The organism is Paenibacillus sp. FSL H8-0332, from assembly GCF_037963835.1.
Classification (GTDB): domain Bacteria; phylum Bacillota; class Bacilli; order Paenibacillales; family Paenibacillaceae; genus Paenibacillus_AQ; species Paenibacillus_AQ rhizoplanae.
In genome coordinates this window covers 6,836,412-6,852,399 of the sequence record NZ_CP150145.1, presented here as the reverse complement: position 1 = coordinate 6,852,399, position 15,988 = coordinate 6,836,412, and the positions used below count along the sequence as shown (strand labels likewise).

14 protein-coding genes and 1 riboswitch are annotated in these 15,988 nt (G+C 49.8%); of the genes, 6 read left to right on the top strand and 8 right to left on the bottom strand.

The window, feature by feature from the left end; genetic code table 11:
- The first annotated feature begins 159 nt into the window (after positions 1 to 159).
- Together rlmN and NST43_RS29775 are read left to right on the top strand one after the other, a co-directional pair.
- Entirely contained in the window at positions 160 to 1,248 is a 1,089-nt protein-coding gene (gene rlmN / locus NST43_RS29780) for a 23S rRNA (adenine(2503)-C(2))-methyltransferase RlmN (protein WP_209986714.1), read from the top strand.
- A gap of 33 nt (positions 1,249 to 1,281) precedes the next feature.
- Positions 1,282 to 1,569 (top strand): DUF6509 family protein, encoded by a 288-nt coding sequence (locus tag NST43_RS29775; RefSeq protein WP_036722763.1) that lies wholly within the window; start codon positions 1,282 to 1,284, stop codon positions 1,567 to 1,569.
- Between the two features lie 102 nt (positions 1,570 to 1,671).
- Here NST43_RS29775 and NST43_RS29770 read toward each other — a convergent pair whose 3' ends face one another.
- The 3 genes from NST43_RS29770 to NST43_RS29760 all read right to left on the bottom strand — a co-directional run bounded on the left by NST43_RS29770 (position 1,672) and on the right by NST43_RS29760 (position 4,140).
- The gene (locus NST43_RS29770) at positions 1,672 to 2,424 is read right to left on the bottom strand and encodes an alpha/beta hydrolase-fold protein (protein ID WP_339221003.1); all 753 of its coding nucleotides are present in this window, start codon (positions 2,422 to 2,424) and stop codon (positions 1,672 to 1,674) included.
- A 13-nt stretch (positions 2,425 to 2,437) separates the two neighbouring features.
- On the bottom strand, positions 2,438 to 3,607 hold the full coding sequence (locus tag NST43_RS29765) for an ATP-grasp domain-containing protein (RefSeq protein ID WP_339221002.1): 1,170 nt from the start codon (positions 3,605 to 3,607) through the stop codon (positions 2,438 to 2,440).
- 101 nt (positions 3,608 to 3,708) lie between these two features.
- Positions 3,709 to 4,140: a MarR family transcriptional regulator gene (locus NST43_RS29760; protein WP_209986706.1), complete on the bottom strand. Its 432-nt coding sequence runs from the start codon at positions 4,138 to 4,140 to the stop codon at positions 3,709 to 3,711.
- An 88-nt stretch (positions 4,141 to 4,228) separates the two neighbouring features.
- Between NST43_RS29760 and NST43_RS29755 the strand changes: the two genes are divergently transcribed.
- The 4 genes from NST43_RS29755 (at position 4,229) to NST43_RS29740 (ending at position 6,759) form a co-directional block, all read left to right on the top strand.
- Positions 4,229 to 4,375, top strand: a complete 147-nt coding sequence (locus tag NST43_RS29755) for a hypothetical protein (protein WP_339221001.1) — start codon at positions 4,229 to 4,231, stop codon at positions 4,373 to 4,375.
- Between the two features lie 116 nt (positions 4,376 to 4,491).
- Positions 4,492 to 4,974 (top strand): transcription elongation factor GreA, encoded by a 483-nt coding sequence (greA, locus tag NST43_RS29750; RefSeq protein ID WP_209986700.1) that lies wholly within the window; start codon positions 4,492 to 4,494, stop codon positions 4,972 to 4,974.
- A gap of 240 nt (positions 4,975 to 5,214) precedes the next feature.
- Complete coding sequence (locus tag NST43_RS29745) at positions 5,215 to 6,141, top strand: AEC family transporter (RefSeq protein WP_339220999.1); 927 nt, start codon at positions 5,215 to 5,217, stop codon at positions 6,139 to 6,141.
- Between the two features lie 120 nt (positions 6,142 to 6,261).
- The gene (locus NST43_RS29740) at positions 6,262 to 6,759 is read left to right on the top strand and encodes an Abi family protein (protein ID WP_339220997.1); all 498 of its coding nucleotides are present in this window, start codon (positions 6,262 to 6,264) and stop codon (positions 6,757 to 6,759) included.
- On the opposite strand, the gene NST43_RS29735 is transcribed toward NST43_RS29740, so the two are convergent.
- The 5 genes from NST43_RS29735 to NST43_RS29715 form a co-directional block, all read right to left on the bottom strand.
- Positions 6,717 to 8,075, bottom strand: a complete 1,359-nt coding sequence (locus NST43_RS29735; RefSeq protein WP_339219482.1) for a transposase — start codon at positions 8,073 to 8,075, stop codon at positions 6,717 to 6,719. The two genes, NST43_RS29740 and NST43_RS29735, sit on opposite strands and share 43 nt — an antisense overlap.
- A 1,272-nt stretch (positions 8,076 to 9,347) precedes the next feature.
- A complete protein-coding gene (locus tag NST43_RS29730; protein WP_209986690.1) occupies positions 9,348 to 9,731 on the bottom strand; it encodes a VOC family protein in 384 nt (127 codons plus the stop codon).
- Positions 9,732 to 9,811: 80 nt separating this feature from the next.
- The gene (locus NST43_RS29725) at positions 9,812 to 10,705 is read right to left on the bottom strand and encodes an AraC family transcriptional regulator (RefSeq protein ID WP_339220995.1); all 894 of its coding nucleotides are present in this window, start codon (positions 10,703 to 10,705) and stop codon (positions 9,812 to 9,814) included.
- A 90-nt stretch (positions 10,706 to 10,795) separates the two neighbouring features.
- Positions 10,796 to 11,971: an ATP-binding protein gene (locus tag NST43_RS29720; protein ID WP_339220994.1), complete on the bottom strand. Its 1,176-nt coding sequence runs from the start codon at positions 11,969 to 11,971 to the stop codon at positions 10,796 to 10,798.
- A gap of 8 nt (positions 11,972 to 11,979) precedes the next feature.
- Complete coding sequence (locus NST43_RS29715) at positions 11,980 to 15,414, bottom strand: response regulator (protein ID WP_339220993.1); 3,435 nt, start codon at positions 15,412 to 15,414, stop codon at positions 11,980 to 11,982.
- Positions 15,415 to 15,730: 316 nt separating this feature from the next.
- Positions 15,731 to 15,834, top strand: a riboswitch (purine riboswitch).
- Positions 15,835 to 15,988: the final 154 nt, after the last annotated feature.

Genomic DNA, 15,988 nt, shown 5'->3' with positions numbered 1-15,988 from the left:
GCGCTTTTTATTTTCCCGGCTCAAAAGCACCTAACTCCGCAGTGTTTCCTCTTGTTTTAATAAACGAAATTTGAGACAATAAGGTATTGTTGCTGCTAATGTCCCTGTCAAGGTAGAGTAGATAGATTGAACTTTAATGTTTTGAAAAGAGGATATGAAATGAATAAAGAATCCATTTATGGATTGACTTTGGAGCAATTGACGGCATGGCTGCTGGAGCATGGCCACAAGAAATCCCGGGCCACCGCTGTCTGGGAATGGCTGTACCGCAAGCGGATCACCAGCTTCGCCGAGATGGACGGAATGAATCAGGAATGCATAGAGCTGCTGGAACAGCATTATGTATTTCAGACGATGGAAGAGCATGTGAAGCAGGAATCAGCGGACGGTACGGTGAAGTTCCTCTTCCGCCTCCAGGATGGCAACCTGATTGAGACGGTGATGATGCGGCAAAAATACGGCTTGTCCGTATGTGTCACCACTCAGGTCGGTTGTAATATAGGTTGTAGCTTCTGTGCAAGCGGGTTGCTGGCGAAGAGCCGGGACCTGACCAGCGGCGAGATCGTGGAGCAGATTATGAAGGTGCAGCATTACCTGGATCAGGCCGGTCTGGGTCAGAAGGTGACTCATGTCGTGGTTATGGGCATCGGCGAGCCGTTCGATAACTTCCGGCATCTGCTGAACTTCCTGATTACTATCAAGGACCACAAGGGTCTGGCGATAGCCGGCAAAGGAATTACCGTATCCACCAGCGGCCTGGCGGACAAAATCAGAGAATTCGCCGACGCCAATATGCAGGTTAATCTGGCGATCTCGCTGCATGCCCCGAATAATGAGCTGCGGACACAGATTATGAAGATTAACCGGGCCATTCCTATAGAGAAGTTAATGCCGGCGATTGATTACTATCTGGAGAAGACGAACCGGAGAATCACGCTGGAATATATCCTGCTGAAGGATATCAATGACCGCGAGGAGCATGCGCTGGAGCTGGCCGAGTTAATCGGAGACCGCCGCCAGTTGGCGAACGTCAACCTGATTCCGTATAACCCCGTGGATGAGCACAGCCAGTATCAGCGGAGCGAGCGGGAGTCGGTGCGTGCGTTCTTCGATACGCTGAAGAAGCAGGGCGTCAGCGTCAGCACCCGGCTGGAGCAGGGCGTCGATATTGATGCGGCCTGCGGACAACTGCGCAGCAAGCAAATCAAGAAGACCAAAGGCAAAGCCGCAGATACTGTGTTACAATAATCTGGCAGTGAATTGAGAAATGAGGAATGCAACTTGTTGACATTTACAAGCTACACCGTGGAGAACGTAAGAGATCCTTTTAATATTCTAAGCGGCAAGCGATATGAGTTCGTCGTGAATATTGATGTGCCGGAGGATGATGAGCTGTACGTGGAGAACGGCGTGTCCGCACGCGTGATAGTCAAAGTGGAAGAAGAGCAGACAAGCATTGTCAGCTACGATCTGCTGGAGACCTCATCAGGCCAGCTGCTCGATTTCGATATGGAAGAAGATGAGCAAGCCGCGCTGCTACAGTTCTGTTCGGAGCATGTTCCTGCATAGGACAAGGCGGCAGTGGTCTCAAAAAAAAGGAACTGCTGATTTCAGCAGTTCCTTTTTTTTGTGCAAATCTACAAATGGATTCGCGTTCAAGCCCCGGCTTCACTAGCCCAGGCAGCCTTCCACATAATAATGAATCTGCTTGTTCCACCATGGCCAGTCATGGCTGACATCATGGCCCCAGTAGTCGATCCGTGCGGGAATGCCCTTCTGCCCCAGCACCTCCTGAAGCAGCCGGGTCTCATGCAGCATCTCGTCCTCATACGCCCCTTGACCGACACAGGCGATAATTGTGCTGCTGCGGTACTGGTTCAGATAATGCTCATCCGTCAGCCCCGGCAAGTAATGCAGCGGTGAATTGAGGTAGACGTCCCCGCTCATATAGTCGCCGAAGAAATAATAGGTCGAGTAGACGCCGCTCAGGGCGATCAAGGTATCGAAATAGTGCGGATAACGGAAAAAGAAGCTGGCGCTGTAATAAGCGCCCATCGAGCAGCCGGAGATCAGAATACGCTGGTCGGTCCCGCCGTTGCTGCGTTTGCTCTCATGGAGGATGCCGGGAATCAGCTCATGCGCAATATATTTGTCATACTGTTCATGGCGGTGTATCCGGTCCTCGTTGTTCCAGTGGGTGGAGAAGAAGGTCTCCTCATCCAGACTGTCACAGGCCCAGATCTGCAGCTTGCCCGCTTCAATGAAGGACGAGAGCGTATCGATCATGCCCGAATCCTCATATTGATAAAAGCGTCCAAGCGAGGTGGGGAAGACGAGCATCGGTTTGCCGGCGTGGCCGTATATTTTATACTCCATGTCTCTGCCCAGGTTGTGGCTGTACTCCTTATGGTAGCTAATCCTCATCCGTTAACACATCCTATCCCTCTTCTTGTTGAATATAGCCTCTAATGTCTCTGACCTCCGAAAGCTCGGGTGAACGGAACTGATAAGCGCTGTTGCCCATCGCTCTGCTGAAGACCTCTTCAATCTCGTCATAACCAACAATCTTCCCGCCGAATTCACGATAGATGTCCTCATGGCTGTGAGCGTAATGCTTATGATTCTTACGGCTGGCATAGCCGGTATAATATTTGCCTTCGTATGGACCGCCGACCTCATTGTGCACAACCATGCTGGCCCATTCCTTATAGATATTAACATCATAGGCGAAGTTAATCGCATCGGTCATCCAGGCGCCGGGCGGGCGCATATTCACTTCCAGGGCAATGATCCGGCCATCCTTGTGCGATTTGAACAGCTCGATATGGAAGAACCGTTCCCGGATGTCAAAAGCCTGCAAAATGCTCCGCCCCGCCTCCTCGACCTCCGGACTGATCTCCCGCAGACAGAAGTAGTAGAGGTGATTGTCCGTATTGACGACATCCATCACACTGTTCTCGAACAGGTGGCTGACCGCGAAGCGTACATTCCCGTCCCTGTCCACCAGCCCGTCATAGGTGAGGATGACCCCGTCTATGAATTCTTCAATAATGAAGGCTACATCCCCCGGCTTCGTGTCAAAAAAGTGCTGGAGCTCCTCTTCATTATTAATCTTGTACGTATTACTGGCCCCGGAGCCCAGATCGGGCTTCACCACCAGCGGGAAGCCGGCGCTCTGGATGAAGCTCTCCACGCTCTCACGCGTTGTGCCTGTGGAGAACTGAACGGTGCTAACACCGCTTTTGTGGAAAAACTCCTTCATCTTGGACTTCTGCTTCAGGTTATGGACGAAATCCGACTTGGTGCCGTAGATGTTGAAGTCCGTCCGGATAGCCGCATCCTGCTCCAGCCAGTATTCATTCAGTGACTCGAAGCGGTCAATCTTGCCGTACTTATGGGTGAAATAGCCGACAGCCCGCAGAATCTCCTCATAGCTCTCCAGATTGCTTACCTTATAGTATTCGGTCAGTGCCGATTTCAGCTTGTCCTCCAGCTGGTCATAGGCTGCATCGCCAATCCCAAGCACCGTGGCCCCCTGCTCCCGCAGGTGCGTACAGAATTCAGCGCTGTTCTTGGGGAAATGCGGGGAAAAGAAAATAAAGTTCATGCAGACCGGCCCCTTTGGCTAAAATGTAATTCCGAGTTAACTTGTATGATTAATTTAATCTAATCTACCAGCTTCGCCAGCATCCGTCAATCCTCTTCGTGCTATTTTTGCTGCAGGGTGCGGTTGAGCCGGGCGAGCAGTCCGCTGAAGAGTCCGCAATCCTCCGGGGACCAGTCCTCGAAGATCTGCCCGTAGCGCTCCAGCCGGATGTCCCGGGCCTCAGCGAAGGTCTGTGCACCAAGCATTGTAAGCTGAAAATAGCTGGAGCGCCCGTCCTGCGGATCAGGCACCCGTTCCACATAGTTCTTCGCCTCCAGGACGCTTGTCTGCCTGCTGATGGTAGAGGTGTCGAGGCCGAATTGTTCGGCAAGCGCCTTAACACCTACCTTGTCGTGCATCGACAGATGTTGGAGCAGGGTATACGAGGAGCGGTCCAGCCCGCCATGCTTCTTATCCAGCGAGCCGTGGCGGATCAGCGTAATCAGCTCCTGGTTCAGAGCTTCGAGGTGCTTGTCCTTCTGTTCATCAGCCATAGTTAGATTCCGTCCTTTACCGGTTACTTTGTCATATGTCTCCCTAGTATAATTGATAATACCGGCCTTATGCTAAGGCTACCTGATTATGAAAGCGCAGGGGATGACGATGGGCGTACAGGATATTTTCCTGATCGCTACGGCAGTGGGGCTGCTGGCTATTCCGCTGACCTTCCTCCTGAGAGGCGGGAACGGCAAGCTTGCAGCGGCCCCTGCTCCGCAGGCGGAGGCTTGAAGCCGGGACTCTGCCCTAAATACTCCTTTATCATGCGTTATAGCGCTTTCTCTTCGCATGTTGGGCGATTATGAGTTAGAATACTATAAAGCGAGCAAATAATAGGAGTTGTATACATGTCCAACAATGATGAAGTATTTTTGACCAAAGAAGGCCTGGCCAAGCTGGAGGAAGAGCTAAGAGAGCTGAAGGGAGCAGGGCGTAAGGAGCTTGCCGCCCGGCTTAAGCTGGCGATCAGCTACGGCGATCTGAAGGAGAACAGCGAATACCACTCCGCCAAGGAGGATCAATCCTTCATGGAGACCCGCATTATGATTCTGGAGAAGATGCTGATCAAGGCGCAGATCGTGGATGCCAGCAATCTGGATCTGAGCACAGTCAGCGTAGGCTGCATCGTTATCCTCAATGATGTGGAGTACTCGGAGAAGATCGAATATAGAGTGGTTGGGCCGGCGGAAGCCGATGTGCTGGACAACAAGATCTCCTACGAGAGCCCTCTCGGCAAAGAGCTGATCGGCAAAAAGGTAGGCGATATCATCAGCGTCAATGCCCCGATGGGTGTCATCAAATACGAGCTGCTTGAGATCAAAATGCTGTAAACCGAAGTCTTAACCGGAATCCCGTGGCCCTTAATTTAAGGGCGCGGGATTTTTTTTATGTTTTGGGCTCCCCCGCAAAGTACTTGAGTCACCATCGAGGCTTACTCCCCATTTTGTGGGGTTTGGGTATGTCTGGCTGCCATAGGCAATTGCTATCAAGGATATTGATTCCTTGTCTTAGACGCTCCCTGCCGGGAGGGTTATAGTAGAAATAACTACTACATAGAGGAGTCCTGGCTTGTGATTCAGACTGTACTCACGACACTTGTTGAGGTCATAGTACCGCTGTCCATTCCGGTGGCCGCCGGAGCGCTGCTTGGACGGTATAAGCAGCTTGATACGAAGCCTCTGCTGACGCTGTACCTGTATTTTCTCAGTCCGGCTATTATTCTCGACACGCTGGCTACGGCAGATATCTCCTTCGATGATGTCTATAAGACACTCTCATTCTCGCTGCTGAATCTGTTTCTGCTGTGGGGTGTGGCGACCCTAATCGGTAAAATGCTGAAGCTGGCTCCGCCGGAGGCCGCCGGTCTCACGCTCATCTCCACCTTCACGAACAGCGTCAATTACGGTCTGCCGCTGGTGCTGCTGGCCTTCGGCCAGCTGGGCCTGGACAAGGCATCGGTCTATGTCATCGCCCAGATGGTGATCGTGAATACGATCGGCGTGTATTTTGCCGCCCGGTCACAGTTCTCCGTGCGCAGCGCGTTGAAGTCAGTCTTCTCGCTGCCAGCCATCTACGCCGCCATTCTGGCGCTGCTGCTGCGGGCGCTGGGCCTGCATATGCCGCATGAGCTGGCTTCCGGGGTTTCGATGGTCGCCGGGGCCTATTCGCCGGTTGTGCTGGCGATTCTCGGCGCGCAAATGGTGAAGGTCAGAGCCGCGCATACGGAGCGCAATGTGCAGCTGGCCTTCTGGACGGGGCTGACCGTCCGGCTGGTGCTGGCTCCGCTACTGGCCGCGCTAGTGCTGCTCGCCCTGAACATCACAGGCACTCTGTTCGCGGTGCTGCTGATTCTGGCCTCCATGCCGGTGGCAGTCAATTCCGTCGTCCTGGCCGAACGCTTCGGCAGCTCGCCTGCACTGGTCTCGCGCTGTATCGTCTGGACGACGCTGGCCTCCTTCCTGGTCCTGCCGGTGCTGATTGCGGCGGTGGGGGGATAGGGGGCAGGGGACTACTGTTAGAGTGAAGCTATCATAAGTAGGGCGAAATTTATTATAGTACTTATATTGTCTATTAATAGATTCTAAATTTTTGTAAAATAGTTAGAAGGGGGGATTTTGGTGCCAAGAGACAAAGCATTTAATACTATTTTTGATCAGATTCGGTTATTGAAAAATAGGGGTTTGCAAATTAATAATTTGAGCTCTGCTAAAGAACATCTTAAAGATAAGAACTATTTTGATCTTATAAATGGTCATGAGACACTCCTACTTGATGATGCAAAACGTTCACCTAAGAAATATACTAAAAAGTCATTTGATAATTTTTTAAGGCTCCATGATTTTGACAAACAATTTTCGAGCCTAATACTAAAGAAAATATCTGAGTTTGAAACTAAATTAAAAACAACAATCTCATATCATTTTTGTAAAAATCATTGCTCAACTTTGGCAGAAAACAACAACTATATAGACATAAATCACTATAATAAACCAGGATTAACTGATGGTCCAAAACAATATGTGAAATATTTTTACCATTCCAATGATCAAGAAAAAACACATAAATTATTTACTCAACTTTCGCAGCCTGAAATCGGCAAGTACGCCTTGATGTAATTGGGCAGAGCGGCGATCCAGTGCTGGAGTTGACTTTTAATCATAGCGGATAGCTTTTTGCCGACTTGATTGGCGATCTCGTTCATCAATTCCACCAGTTGTTGTAAAGCTACTGCCCAATCCAAGGTACCCACTTCATCGCAAAGCAAATAAAACAGTCCACCGAGCGTCCGTTGATCGGTACTTTGCCGATGCTGCCAAGCCAGCAGTATATAACGGGAAAAGACAATGGTGGTATGGCTAATGAGCAGATCGTACGAACGACCTTGGAACTCTTTTTGCAGGCGTAGCAAGGATTTCGTGCATTTAAAAAAGACTTCGATATCCCAGCGTAAAGCGTAGATTTGAATGATTTCCGGTGCCGTCAGTGTGAGATCCGTCGATAGAATCGCGAGCCACTCGTTTTTCTTGGAGCGATGGCGAACAAAGACCACAACGACCGGAATACCAGGAACCAGTTCCGTATGAATCTGACGCAAAATATTCCGCTGCTTCCCTTGCACTTGTGTAGCGGATCGGTAAAGACCTTTGAGATCGACCCGCTTGCCATGAACGAGATATCGCTTGTTGTCGTTTTTCACCATGCCAATGACATGAAGACCTCGTTCCACCACTCGCCCGATTAAGGGCGCATGAGTGAACCAGCTATCCATGAGTACGTAAGTCGCAGAAACACCCGAGGCGATGGCCCGATCCAGCAGTTCAGAAACCAGATGTGGGGCCGAAAGAAGAGCTTCTTTTCGGCGTTTGTACCCAGAGGATCGCTTATCGATTTCCGGATGAATACCGGTTAGTCCAGCCTTCACGGAACTGAGCAAGGCGAAGTCCAAAGGGAGAAACGTATGGCCGTCCGACCAGCCTAAAGTCAGCATACGAAATCCCTTATAATAAGCACCGGTGGCGTGATCCTTGAACCGAGCCAGAAGTTCTACGGCTTTGCTGCGATTTCGTTCAAACATGGAATCGTCGACGATGAACACGGAAGTTCGCGTGACGGAGGTCAAGGTTTCGACTCGCTGAACGGTGTCGCTGCTGAGTGAAGTCAAGAAACGCCGCCAAGCAAATTGGCTGTGATTCAGAAACCGGTAGACGGCATCTTTGCCAGGAAACGCTTCACCTTTGGAACTTTCGAGCAGACGAAACCAGTTCTTCTGATGAAAAAGCAAGACAAAAACGAGCATAAATAGATGGGAACAGGTATAACCAAACGTCTTTTTGAATCCTGCTTTTCTCAAGTGCTTCAAGACACCGAGTTCCTGAAAAGCAGGTCTCATTTCAGGTGGGAGTTGATCTAGGGACGACTTTTGTTTTATCATGGAAGGGACACCTCTTCTGTGGTTTAGTGGATCTCGACAATCTCACTTTACCAAAGGAAGCGGTGTTTTTCTATGTTGGCAAGATCGCTACTTAAACCAGCTTCACCTTAACACCGGCTTGGGGTCAACTCAATTTTGACTCTGCGAAAGTTGAGTTATTTAGAAGTAATTATAAGTATAGAGGAAAATTCAGAGGTGCATTTAGCGGAATTGTAACGTATCAGCCTTCGAAGACAATACTAAACGGAGTCTTTACTGGCCGTTTTGGATCTTCTTCGATAAGGGAAGTAAAAGCGGGCATCTGTACATTCTATAACTCAAACCAAAAAACACTTTTAGCTGCACTTAATACAGTAAGTACAACCTCAGGATCAACTGTATCTCTCAACATAAATATACAAAGAGAAGAAACTATACAAGGTTTAAACTATATTGATGATTGTAAGCTGAAATTCTCATATATTAATGATTATAATAATCCACCATTCTGGGTTGTCATTAAAACACTCATGTTAAACGATTTAATTATATTAATGTATGGATTAAAAAAGCGTACGCTTGATGGGATTTTAAGAGATTTTAATTTGAAGCCCTACGAGAAGGAGAAGTTCATAAACTCTCTAGAGATAATTAGGGAGCTACGAAATTCCTGTGCTCATTTTGAACTGGTTAATCGGTTTAGGACATCACATAATTTAAAAGTAAATAATCATATCATTTCTGATTTACATTTATCACCTATGAGATCACAGTATGTAATTAAATTATTCGATGTATTAAAAGTGTTAAGAATGTATATTGATTTAACAGAAATAAAGTTGTTTTTACATAATTTTTGGAATATTGAAAATAAGTATGGTAATGATGATGTTACTTGTGCTCTATTTGAACGGATGGGAAATTCAAAAATAAATGAATGGATCTAAGATGGATTGACTTTAGTACGAATATAAGTTAAAATTGGCGCATACAATAACGAATAGCCAAGACGGCGTGCCAAGCTTGCGTAGCTTGCTAAAAGTCCCTAGCCACCTTATTTTTTAATAAGGTGGTTTTGTATTCTTTTGTATTCTAATGTTTGATAATTCCCTTTGAATGGTCTGATGTAAGTATACTTCGGCCAGCACAGCACGCAGTCGTCTGCGTGCTTTTTTCGTGCCACCATAATAATGAACGAGAGAGTGGGTAAAACAAAAGTAATACATTAGACCAAAATCAGAGTTTAGGCCTATTCTCCATGTGGAGTCTTCAAATAGGGGAGAATGCTGATTATTAAGACACAGGTACTTCACTCATCAGTGCATGTACATTCTGGTCGGGGTCCTGAAAGAACGTCATCCAGGTTGCGGTTTGACCCATCTCAGCCACTTTATGCGGCTTGTCCAGGAAATGTACATTCCGCCCGACTAACGTTTCGTACGATGCTTGAATATTGTCAACCTTGAAATAGAACACCGAGCTGGGATGATCGAATCGCGGGTCTTCAGCAATACCCAAGACCATCTGAATCCCGTTACACTCCAGGAAGGTCATGTTTGGGATCTGAAATAACAGGTTTAGGCCTAGGGTATCTTGATAGAATCGGGTAGCAGCTTCCATGTCATGTACCCGAATGGATATTTGCCCAATGCCTTTAATTTGAAATTCTGAATGCATTTCAATATCGCTCCCTTGTTATATTGTATGTTCCACGCAGTAAATGTAACATGTGCGGATGAAGCGTTACTTTTCCAAAATCACTTTTTTCTAAACATCCGGGGTGAGAGTCCCGTTCTTTGTTTAAAAACCTTATTGAAGGAAGAGACATTGTCGAAGCCAATACTTAGGCTAATCTCGGTTACACTGCTTTCCGTTTGAGCAAGGAGACGCTGTGCTTCAAGCATCCTTTTTTCGAGGATGAACTGGTGTGGCGTTCTTTTGAAAAAGTGGCGGAAGTTGCGGATCAGATGGTTTTTAGAGAGACATGAGACCTTTGAGACTTCTTCAAGAGACACATTTTGGTTGTAGTACGCATGCAAGTATTCGTATGCTACGGTCAACCGCCGGAACAGCTCCTCCCTGGTGGCCGGACGCGTACCGGGGACGGTATTAATTTCTTGAGAAATCTTCTGATGGACGTTAAGCAGTGCATGAATTAGATTTTGATACTGTTCATCGACCCAGAGATTCTCGCTACCGAGTACAGGTAAGGAGTTCTTGAAGTTCTCGATAAGCGGAGTTATCAAATGACTATGGCGGTATGACTTGGTGTAAAATTGCAACGGGTGCGTTGTTTCTGAAAATGGATCGTCTAAGGACTTCTCTATTCCTAAATGAACGGCTCTATGAACCTCTTCAGCAAAGCCAGTCTTGAAAAATACACAAAAAGAGTCGACTTCGGTTTCTGACTCAATGGCTATAGCGTACTGCTCCCCTTCATTTAACAGGAGGTAGCCCTCTCGCTCAACAGCATATGGCCGAGTTTTGTTTTGTAATAGGCCCGGCCATTCCGAAATGTCTTTAAGGAAAGGGGGCCAGTGCCTTCCCAATGATGAGTTGTACTTCGCGCTTGCAGCACGAAGTTTTGCTGGAACAAAGGGAATCTGGAGGTTCCCATCTATAGAGTTCATCCCCTTCCACAGTTGGTCCATTCCATTCTACAATAGTCCTGACCAATAACAAAGAAGCTCCCTCTTCATCATCTGAAGGTGGAGCTTCTTGTATCTTGTATGCTGTTGGACTCAGTCCGGATGGCCTTCAGTGACCTGGATGGTGAAGATGAAGGTAGCTCCGCCCACTACATCGGGCTTGGCATAGATCCTACCGCCCATGAGGTCGACCAGCATTTTGCAGATGGACAGTCCGAGGCCGGTTCCGCCGAACTTGCGGTTGATGGTGGCTCCGATCTGGGTGAACGGCTGGAATAGATAGTTCATCTTGTCCGCCGGAATGCCAATACCGGTATCTTCAATAATGAATTCCAGCTCCAGCAGCTGGTCCATGACCTGCCGGAGATGGACATGCACTTTGACGCCGCCGGTGATCGTGAACTTGATGGCATTGCCGATCAGGTTATTCAGTACCTGCCGCAAACGGTTGGGGTCACCGATAAGCAGGGCAGGAATGTCAGGATCAATAGAGGTCTCCAAGGTCAGGCTGCGTTCTCTAGCCAGCGCCCGGAACAGATCAACGGTCTCCTTGACACAGGAGTGAAGATTGAAGAGCTCGTAATCGAGCTCCATTTTACCGGATTCAATCTTGGTGAAGTCCAGGATGTGCGTAATGACAGATACAAGCGCGTGACCGCTGGTATGAATAATCTCGGCCATCTCCTGGTCGTCAGCGGACAGCTCGGAGGAACGAAGCACATCTGACATGGCAATAATCCCGTTCAGCGGGGTGCGGATCTCGTGGCTCATCATGGCGAGGAAGCCGCTCTTAATTCGCAGGGCCACCTCGGCGGTCTCCTTCAGCTCAGTCAGGATGCTGTTGGCGGTCTCCAGCTCCTGCGTTTTGAGCTGTAGCTCCTTGCGGGTCTGGTAGAGACGGACGAAGCCGTCAATCTTGCTTTTTAACACGGTCGGATGGAACGGCTTGGTCAGGTAGTCAATCGCCCCGGCTGAGTAGGCCATCATATAGTTCTCCAGCTCGGAGGTAAGCGAGGTTAAGAAAATGATGGGAATATCCCGTGACTTCTGACGCATCTTAATCCGCTTCGCCGTTTCAAATCCGTTCATCCCAGGCATCAGCACATCCATAATGATCAGGGCGAATTCCTGCTCCAGCAGACATTTCAGCGCATCCATGCCGGTGAGGGCTTGAACCAGCCGGTAGGGCGAATCGGCCAGCAAGGCCTGAAGGGACAGGAGCTCGTCTGCCCGGTCATCTACAACTAAAATATTAATCGGATACTCCATGCTGCCTCCTATTGAATCAACCATAATTTCAGCACGCTCACCAGCTGTGTGGTATTAATTGGTTTGGATATATAATCGTTGGCCCCTGCTTCAAGGCATTTGACCCGGTCTTCCTCCAGGGCGCGGGCGGTCAGCGCGATAATGACAATCTGATCATAGTCCGGGTTAAGCCGGATATGCTCCATCGTCTCGTAACCATCCATCTCTGGCATCATGATGTCCATGAATATGAGCTGGGTGCCGGGGTGGGTCTTCAGATGCTCAAGGGCTTCTCTGCCATTCTGGGCAAAGCTGATCTCCATATTATAACCTTCCAGCACGCTGGATAACGCAAAGATATTACGCATATCATCATCCACAAGCAGAATGCTTTTTCCGGCAAAAGCGGCTTCCGGATTATGAAGGTTCTCAATCAGACGCTGCTTGTCCAGCGGAAGGTCTGCATACTTGCGGTGGAGGTACAGGGCCGTATCGTCATAGAGCCGTTCCATTGAACGCACGTTTTTAATCACAATGCTCTCGGCGTAGTGCTTAAGGCGCTGCTCATCTGTCTTGCTGAGATCCTTGCCTGTATAGATGATCACCGGCAGGGTCTGCAGCTTGCGGTTGGTCTTGACCTGCTCCAGCAGGTCGAAGCCGGAAATATCCGAGAGGCCCAGGTCCAGTACCATACAGTCAAAATGATGGCTGGCCAGATGCTCCATTGCTTCTCTTCCGGTGCCAACCGCAATAATGTTCACATCGGGATGGGCGATGAATTCGACAAGGCTGCTGCGCAGAATCTTATTGTCTTCGACAATCAGCAGACTCTTCACCGGACGGCGGATATAAGTCTCGATCTGAAGGAAGGCTGCTTCCAGCTCCGCATAATCATTCGGCTTCTTCCAGAAGGACAAGGCGCCCATCGACAGGCTCTGCTGGTTCTCTTCAGCTGTTGAGATGACATGCACGGGGATATGCCGCAGCTCCGGCCGGCTCTTCAGGCGGCTGATAATGGACCAGCCGTCCAGAACGGGAAGATGCAGATCCAGTAGGATCGCATCAGGCTTGTAGGCATGGGCCAGGGCAAGTCCCTGATCGCCCTGGAAGGCGACGATGGCCTTGAAGCCCCGGCTGCGCGCCAGCTCCAGCAGCCGGGCGGCGAATTCGGCGTCCTCCTCGATGATCAGGAGAATAATATCCCCGCTTAGCAGATTACTCCGGTCATCATCCATCTCAGCATATTGCAGCAGCTTCGGATTGGAGATCGAAATGTCGGGCACGAAGGACTCGCGGAAGGCCGGATTCTCGCGGCGGATAGGCTCGGAAGCCGGAATCTCAGGAGAGGCTGCTGCTGAAGCTGCGGCAGCAAGGGTCCGGGCATCCTCTCCTGCTTCCACGGCGGGAATGATCAGGGAGAAGGTGCTGCCCTTGCCCTCTACGGAATCAACCTCGATTCTTCCGCCGAGCAGTGTAGCCAGCTCCCGGCAGATCGTAAGGCCGAGGCCGGTTCCGCCATATTTGCGGCTGGTGGTGCCGTCCGCCTGCTGGAAGGCCTCGAAGATGCTGTCCAGCTTGGAGGCGGCAATGCCGATACCGGTGTCGCTGACGGCGAAGATGACCTCTTCGCCGCTGCTGCGGATCGACAGGGAGACGGAGCCTTGCTCCGGTGTGAATTTGATGGCATTGGATAATAGGTTATTCAAGACCTGCTGCAATCGGTGGCCGTCGGTCATCAGATAATCAGGCAGCCGGTTGTCAGAATGGACATCGAACCGCAGGTTCTTCTTCTTGGCCTGCTGCTCGAAATGGCGGTAGATATGATTGCTGAGATCCTGCGGGGAGACCGGCTCGATCACAGGGGTCATTTTGCCGACCTCCAGCTTCGCCAGATCAAGAATCTCATCGATCAGCTGCAGGAGATCCTTGCCTGCGGAGAAGATCGTATGGACGTATTCCAGCTGCTTCGCCTCCAGATTGCCGTCCTTGTTCTCGGCCAGAATCTGCGAGAGGATCAGCAGGCTGTTCAGCGGTGTTCGCAGCTCATGGGAGACATTGGCCAGGAATTCCGATTTGTACTGCGCGGCCATGAAGATCTCCTGTGCCTGCGCCTGAATCTCCTCCTTCTGCTTCTCGGTAAGCTTGACTTGAAGCAGAAGCTGATCATGGGAGGCGGCCAGCTCTTCCTTCTGGACCTGCAGCTCATCGGTCTGGGCCTGTAGTGTATCCGTCTGGGATAGAAGCTCCTCAGTCTGAGATTGAAGCTCTTCCGTCTGGGTCTGGAGCTGCTCTTTCTGCTCCAGCAATTCATTCGTCTGGGCCTGCAGCTCATCGGCTTGAGCCTTGATCTCCATGGTTTGCCGGCGCGAAATCTCCATTTGATCCTGCAATTCCAGATTGGAGGCGTATAGCTCCTGCGTCTGCTGCTTCAGCTCATCGGCCTGGGCCTCAATCTCGGCTTTTTGCTCCTCTGTCAGCTGCATTTGCGTCTGGAGCTGTTCATTGGAGCTTAGCAGGCTCTCCGCCTGCATCTCCAGCTCTGTCTTCTGGTCATACAATTGCTCAGTCTGCATCCGCAGTTCCTCGGTCTGCGCCATCAGCTCTTCGGTCTGAGCTTCCAGCTCCTGAGTCTGGGCCTGCAGCTCTTCAGTCTGAGCTTCCAGTTCATCCTTCTGCTCCTGTGTCTCACTCAGCAGCTCTTCAATTCTGGCGACATCCGCCAGGGTATTCATCAGCACCCCCATGTTCTGTGCGGTGCGTTCAATCAGCTGCATCTCCTTGGAGCTGAACGGGCTTAAGGAAGCCAGCTCCATGACAGCAATAACTTCCTGCTCATGCTTGATAGGAACGATAATCAGTGAGGAAGGCGCCGCCTCCCCCAGACCGGAGCGGACCTTGATATAATTCTCCGGGAGATCGTACAGAACAATCATCTGCTCGTCCAATGCGCATTGTCCGACCAGGCCGCTGCCCAGCGGGATGGCCTCCTGTTGTCCTGCGGAATCATCGAAGGCATAGCCGGCTGCGAAGTTCAGCTGACTGCCCTGCTTCAGATATATAGCCCCATAGCTTCCGCCGACAGCGGTAGCCAGCCTGCCGATGAACACACGCGAGGCCGTCTTCAGCTGGACAGAGCCTTGAAGCAGCAGCGCCATCTCAGACACCTGCGTATTAATCCAGGCCTGCTCCTCAGCTCTAAGCCGCAGCTCGCGCTCTTCTGAGGTTCTATGGTGAAGGTCAGCCGCCAGCCCGAAAAAGGAAGCTGCCAGCTGCCCGAATTCATCCTTCCGCACCGTAGCCGCAACAGCAGGGTTAAGCTGGTCTGCGGCAATATCCTGCGAGATCTCCTTGATCCGGTTCAGGCCGTGGTCTATATTACGCTGAATACTGTAAAGAAGGCCGATACTGACCAGAATGCCGCCCGCACCCATTCCTGCTGCGAGCAGGCGCGAGCCACCCTCCATAAAGAGGATAGATATAGTAATCATACTGCCTAGCAGCAGTATAGAAGCTGATGTTGCTAACCAAACTTGTTGTTTTATTCTCATTGTCCGCCGCCTTTGTTCAGTTAGGGTACTAATCTATATAATTATATCTTTTATAGGGCTTCAGTGATATAGATGACCTGTAGAAAACACCGGACAGCTGATATTTACAAGGTTTTTTGGAGTTGTAACCACTTCTGCGTCTAGTTTCATGAAAACTTTGAAATCACCGCAATATACTTAAAATTTTGCTTGTAAGCAGCGATTAGAGCGTGTAAGATATACGAAGGTTTTCAAAACAGACATCATCATAACTCATATAATCTTGGGAATATGGCCCATAAGTTTCTACCGGATAACCACAGTAATTATCCGACTATGAGTGAAATAGCGCATCTAGGGTTCCGTTTCTTGTGCTGCGGCACGGGAAGGGCTGGTCCAAGCGATGCGGACACGTATATGTGTTACACCACCAAGGGACAAAAACCCAGAAGGACAGATTCACTTGAGAGAAACACTCAGGGAATCTGTCCTTTTTTATTTTATCCGTTTT

What these genes read in the sequence shown, in the direction of transcription:
- rlmN (WP_209986714.1), top strand. Translation starts at nt 160, where the DNA reads ATGAATAAAGAATCCATTTATGGATTGACTTTGGAGCAATTGACGGCA.
- NST43_RS29770 (WP_339221003.1), bottom strand. Translation starts at nt 2,424, where the DNA reads ATGAGGATTAGCTACCATAAGGAGTACAGCCACAACCTGGGCAGAGAC.
- NST43_RS29765 (WP_339221002.1), bottom strand. Translation starts at nt 3,607, where the DNA reads ATGAACTTTATTTTCTTTTCCCCGCATTTCCCCAAGAACAGCGCTGAA.
- NST43_RS29760 (WP_209986706.1), bottom strand. Translation starts at nt 4,140, where the DNA reads ATGGCTGATGAACAGAAGGACAAGCACCTCGAAGCTCTGAACCAGGAG.
- NST43_RS29755 (WP_339221001.1), top strand. Translation starts at nt 4,229, where the DNA reads ATGAAAGCGCAGGGGATGACGATGGGCGTACAGGATATTTTCCTGATC.
- greA (WP_209986700.1), top strand. Translation starts at nt 4,492, where the DNA reads ATGTCCAACAATGATGAAGTATTTTTGACCAAAGAAGGCCTGGCCAAG.
- NST43_RS29735 (WP_339219482.1), bottom strand. Translation starts at nt 8,075, where the DNA reads ATGATAAAACAAAAGTCGTCCCTAGATCAACTCCCACCTGAAATGAGA.
- NST43_RS29730 (WP_209986690.1), bottom strand. Translation starts at nt 9,731, where the DNA reads ATGCATTCAGAATTTCAAATTAAAGGCATTGGGCAAATATCCATTCGG.
- NST43_RS29725 (WP_339220995.1), bottom strand. Translation starts at nt 10,705, where the DNA reads ATGGACCAACTGTGGAAGGGGATGAACTCTATAGATGGGAACCTCCAG.
- NST43_RS29720 (WP_339220994.1), bottom strand. Translation starts at nt 11,971, where the DNA reads ATGGAGTATCCGATTAATATTTTAGTTGTAGATGACCGGGCAGACGAG.
- NST43_RS29715 (WP_339220993.1), bottom strand. Translation starts at nt 15,414, where the DNA reads ATGGAGGGTGGCTCGCGCCTGCTCGCAGCAGGAATGGGTGCGGGCGGC.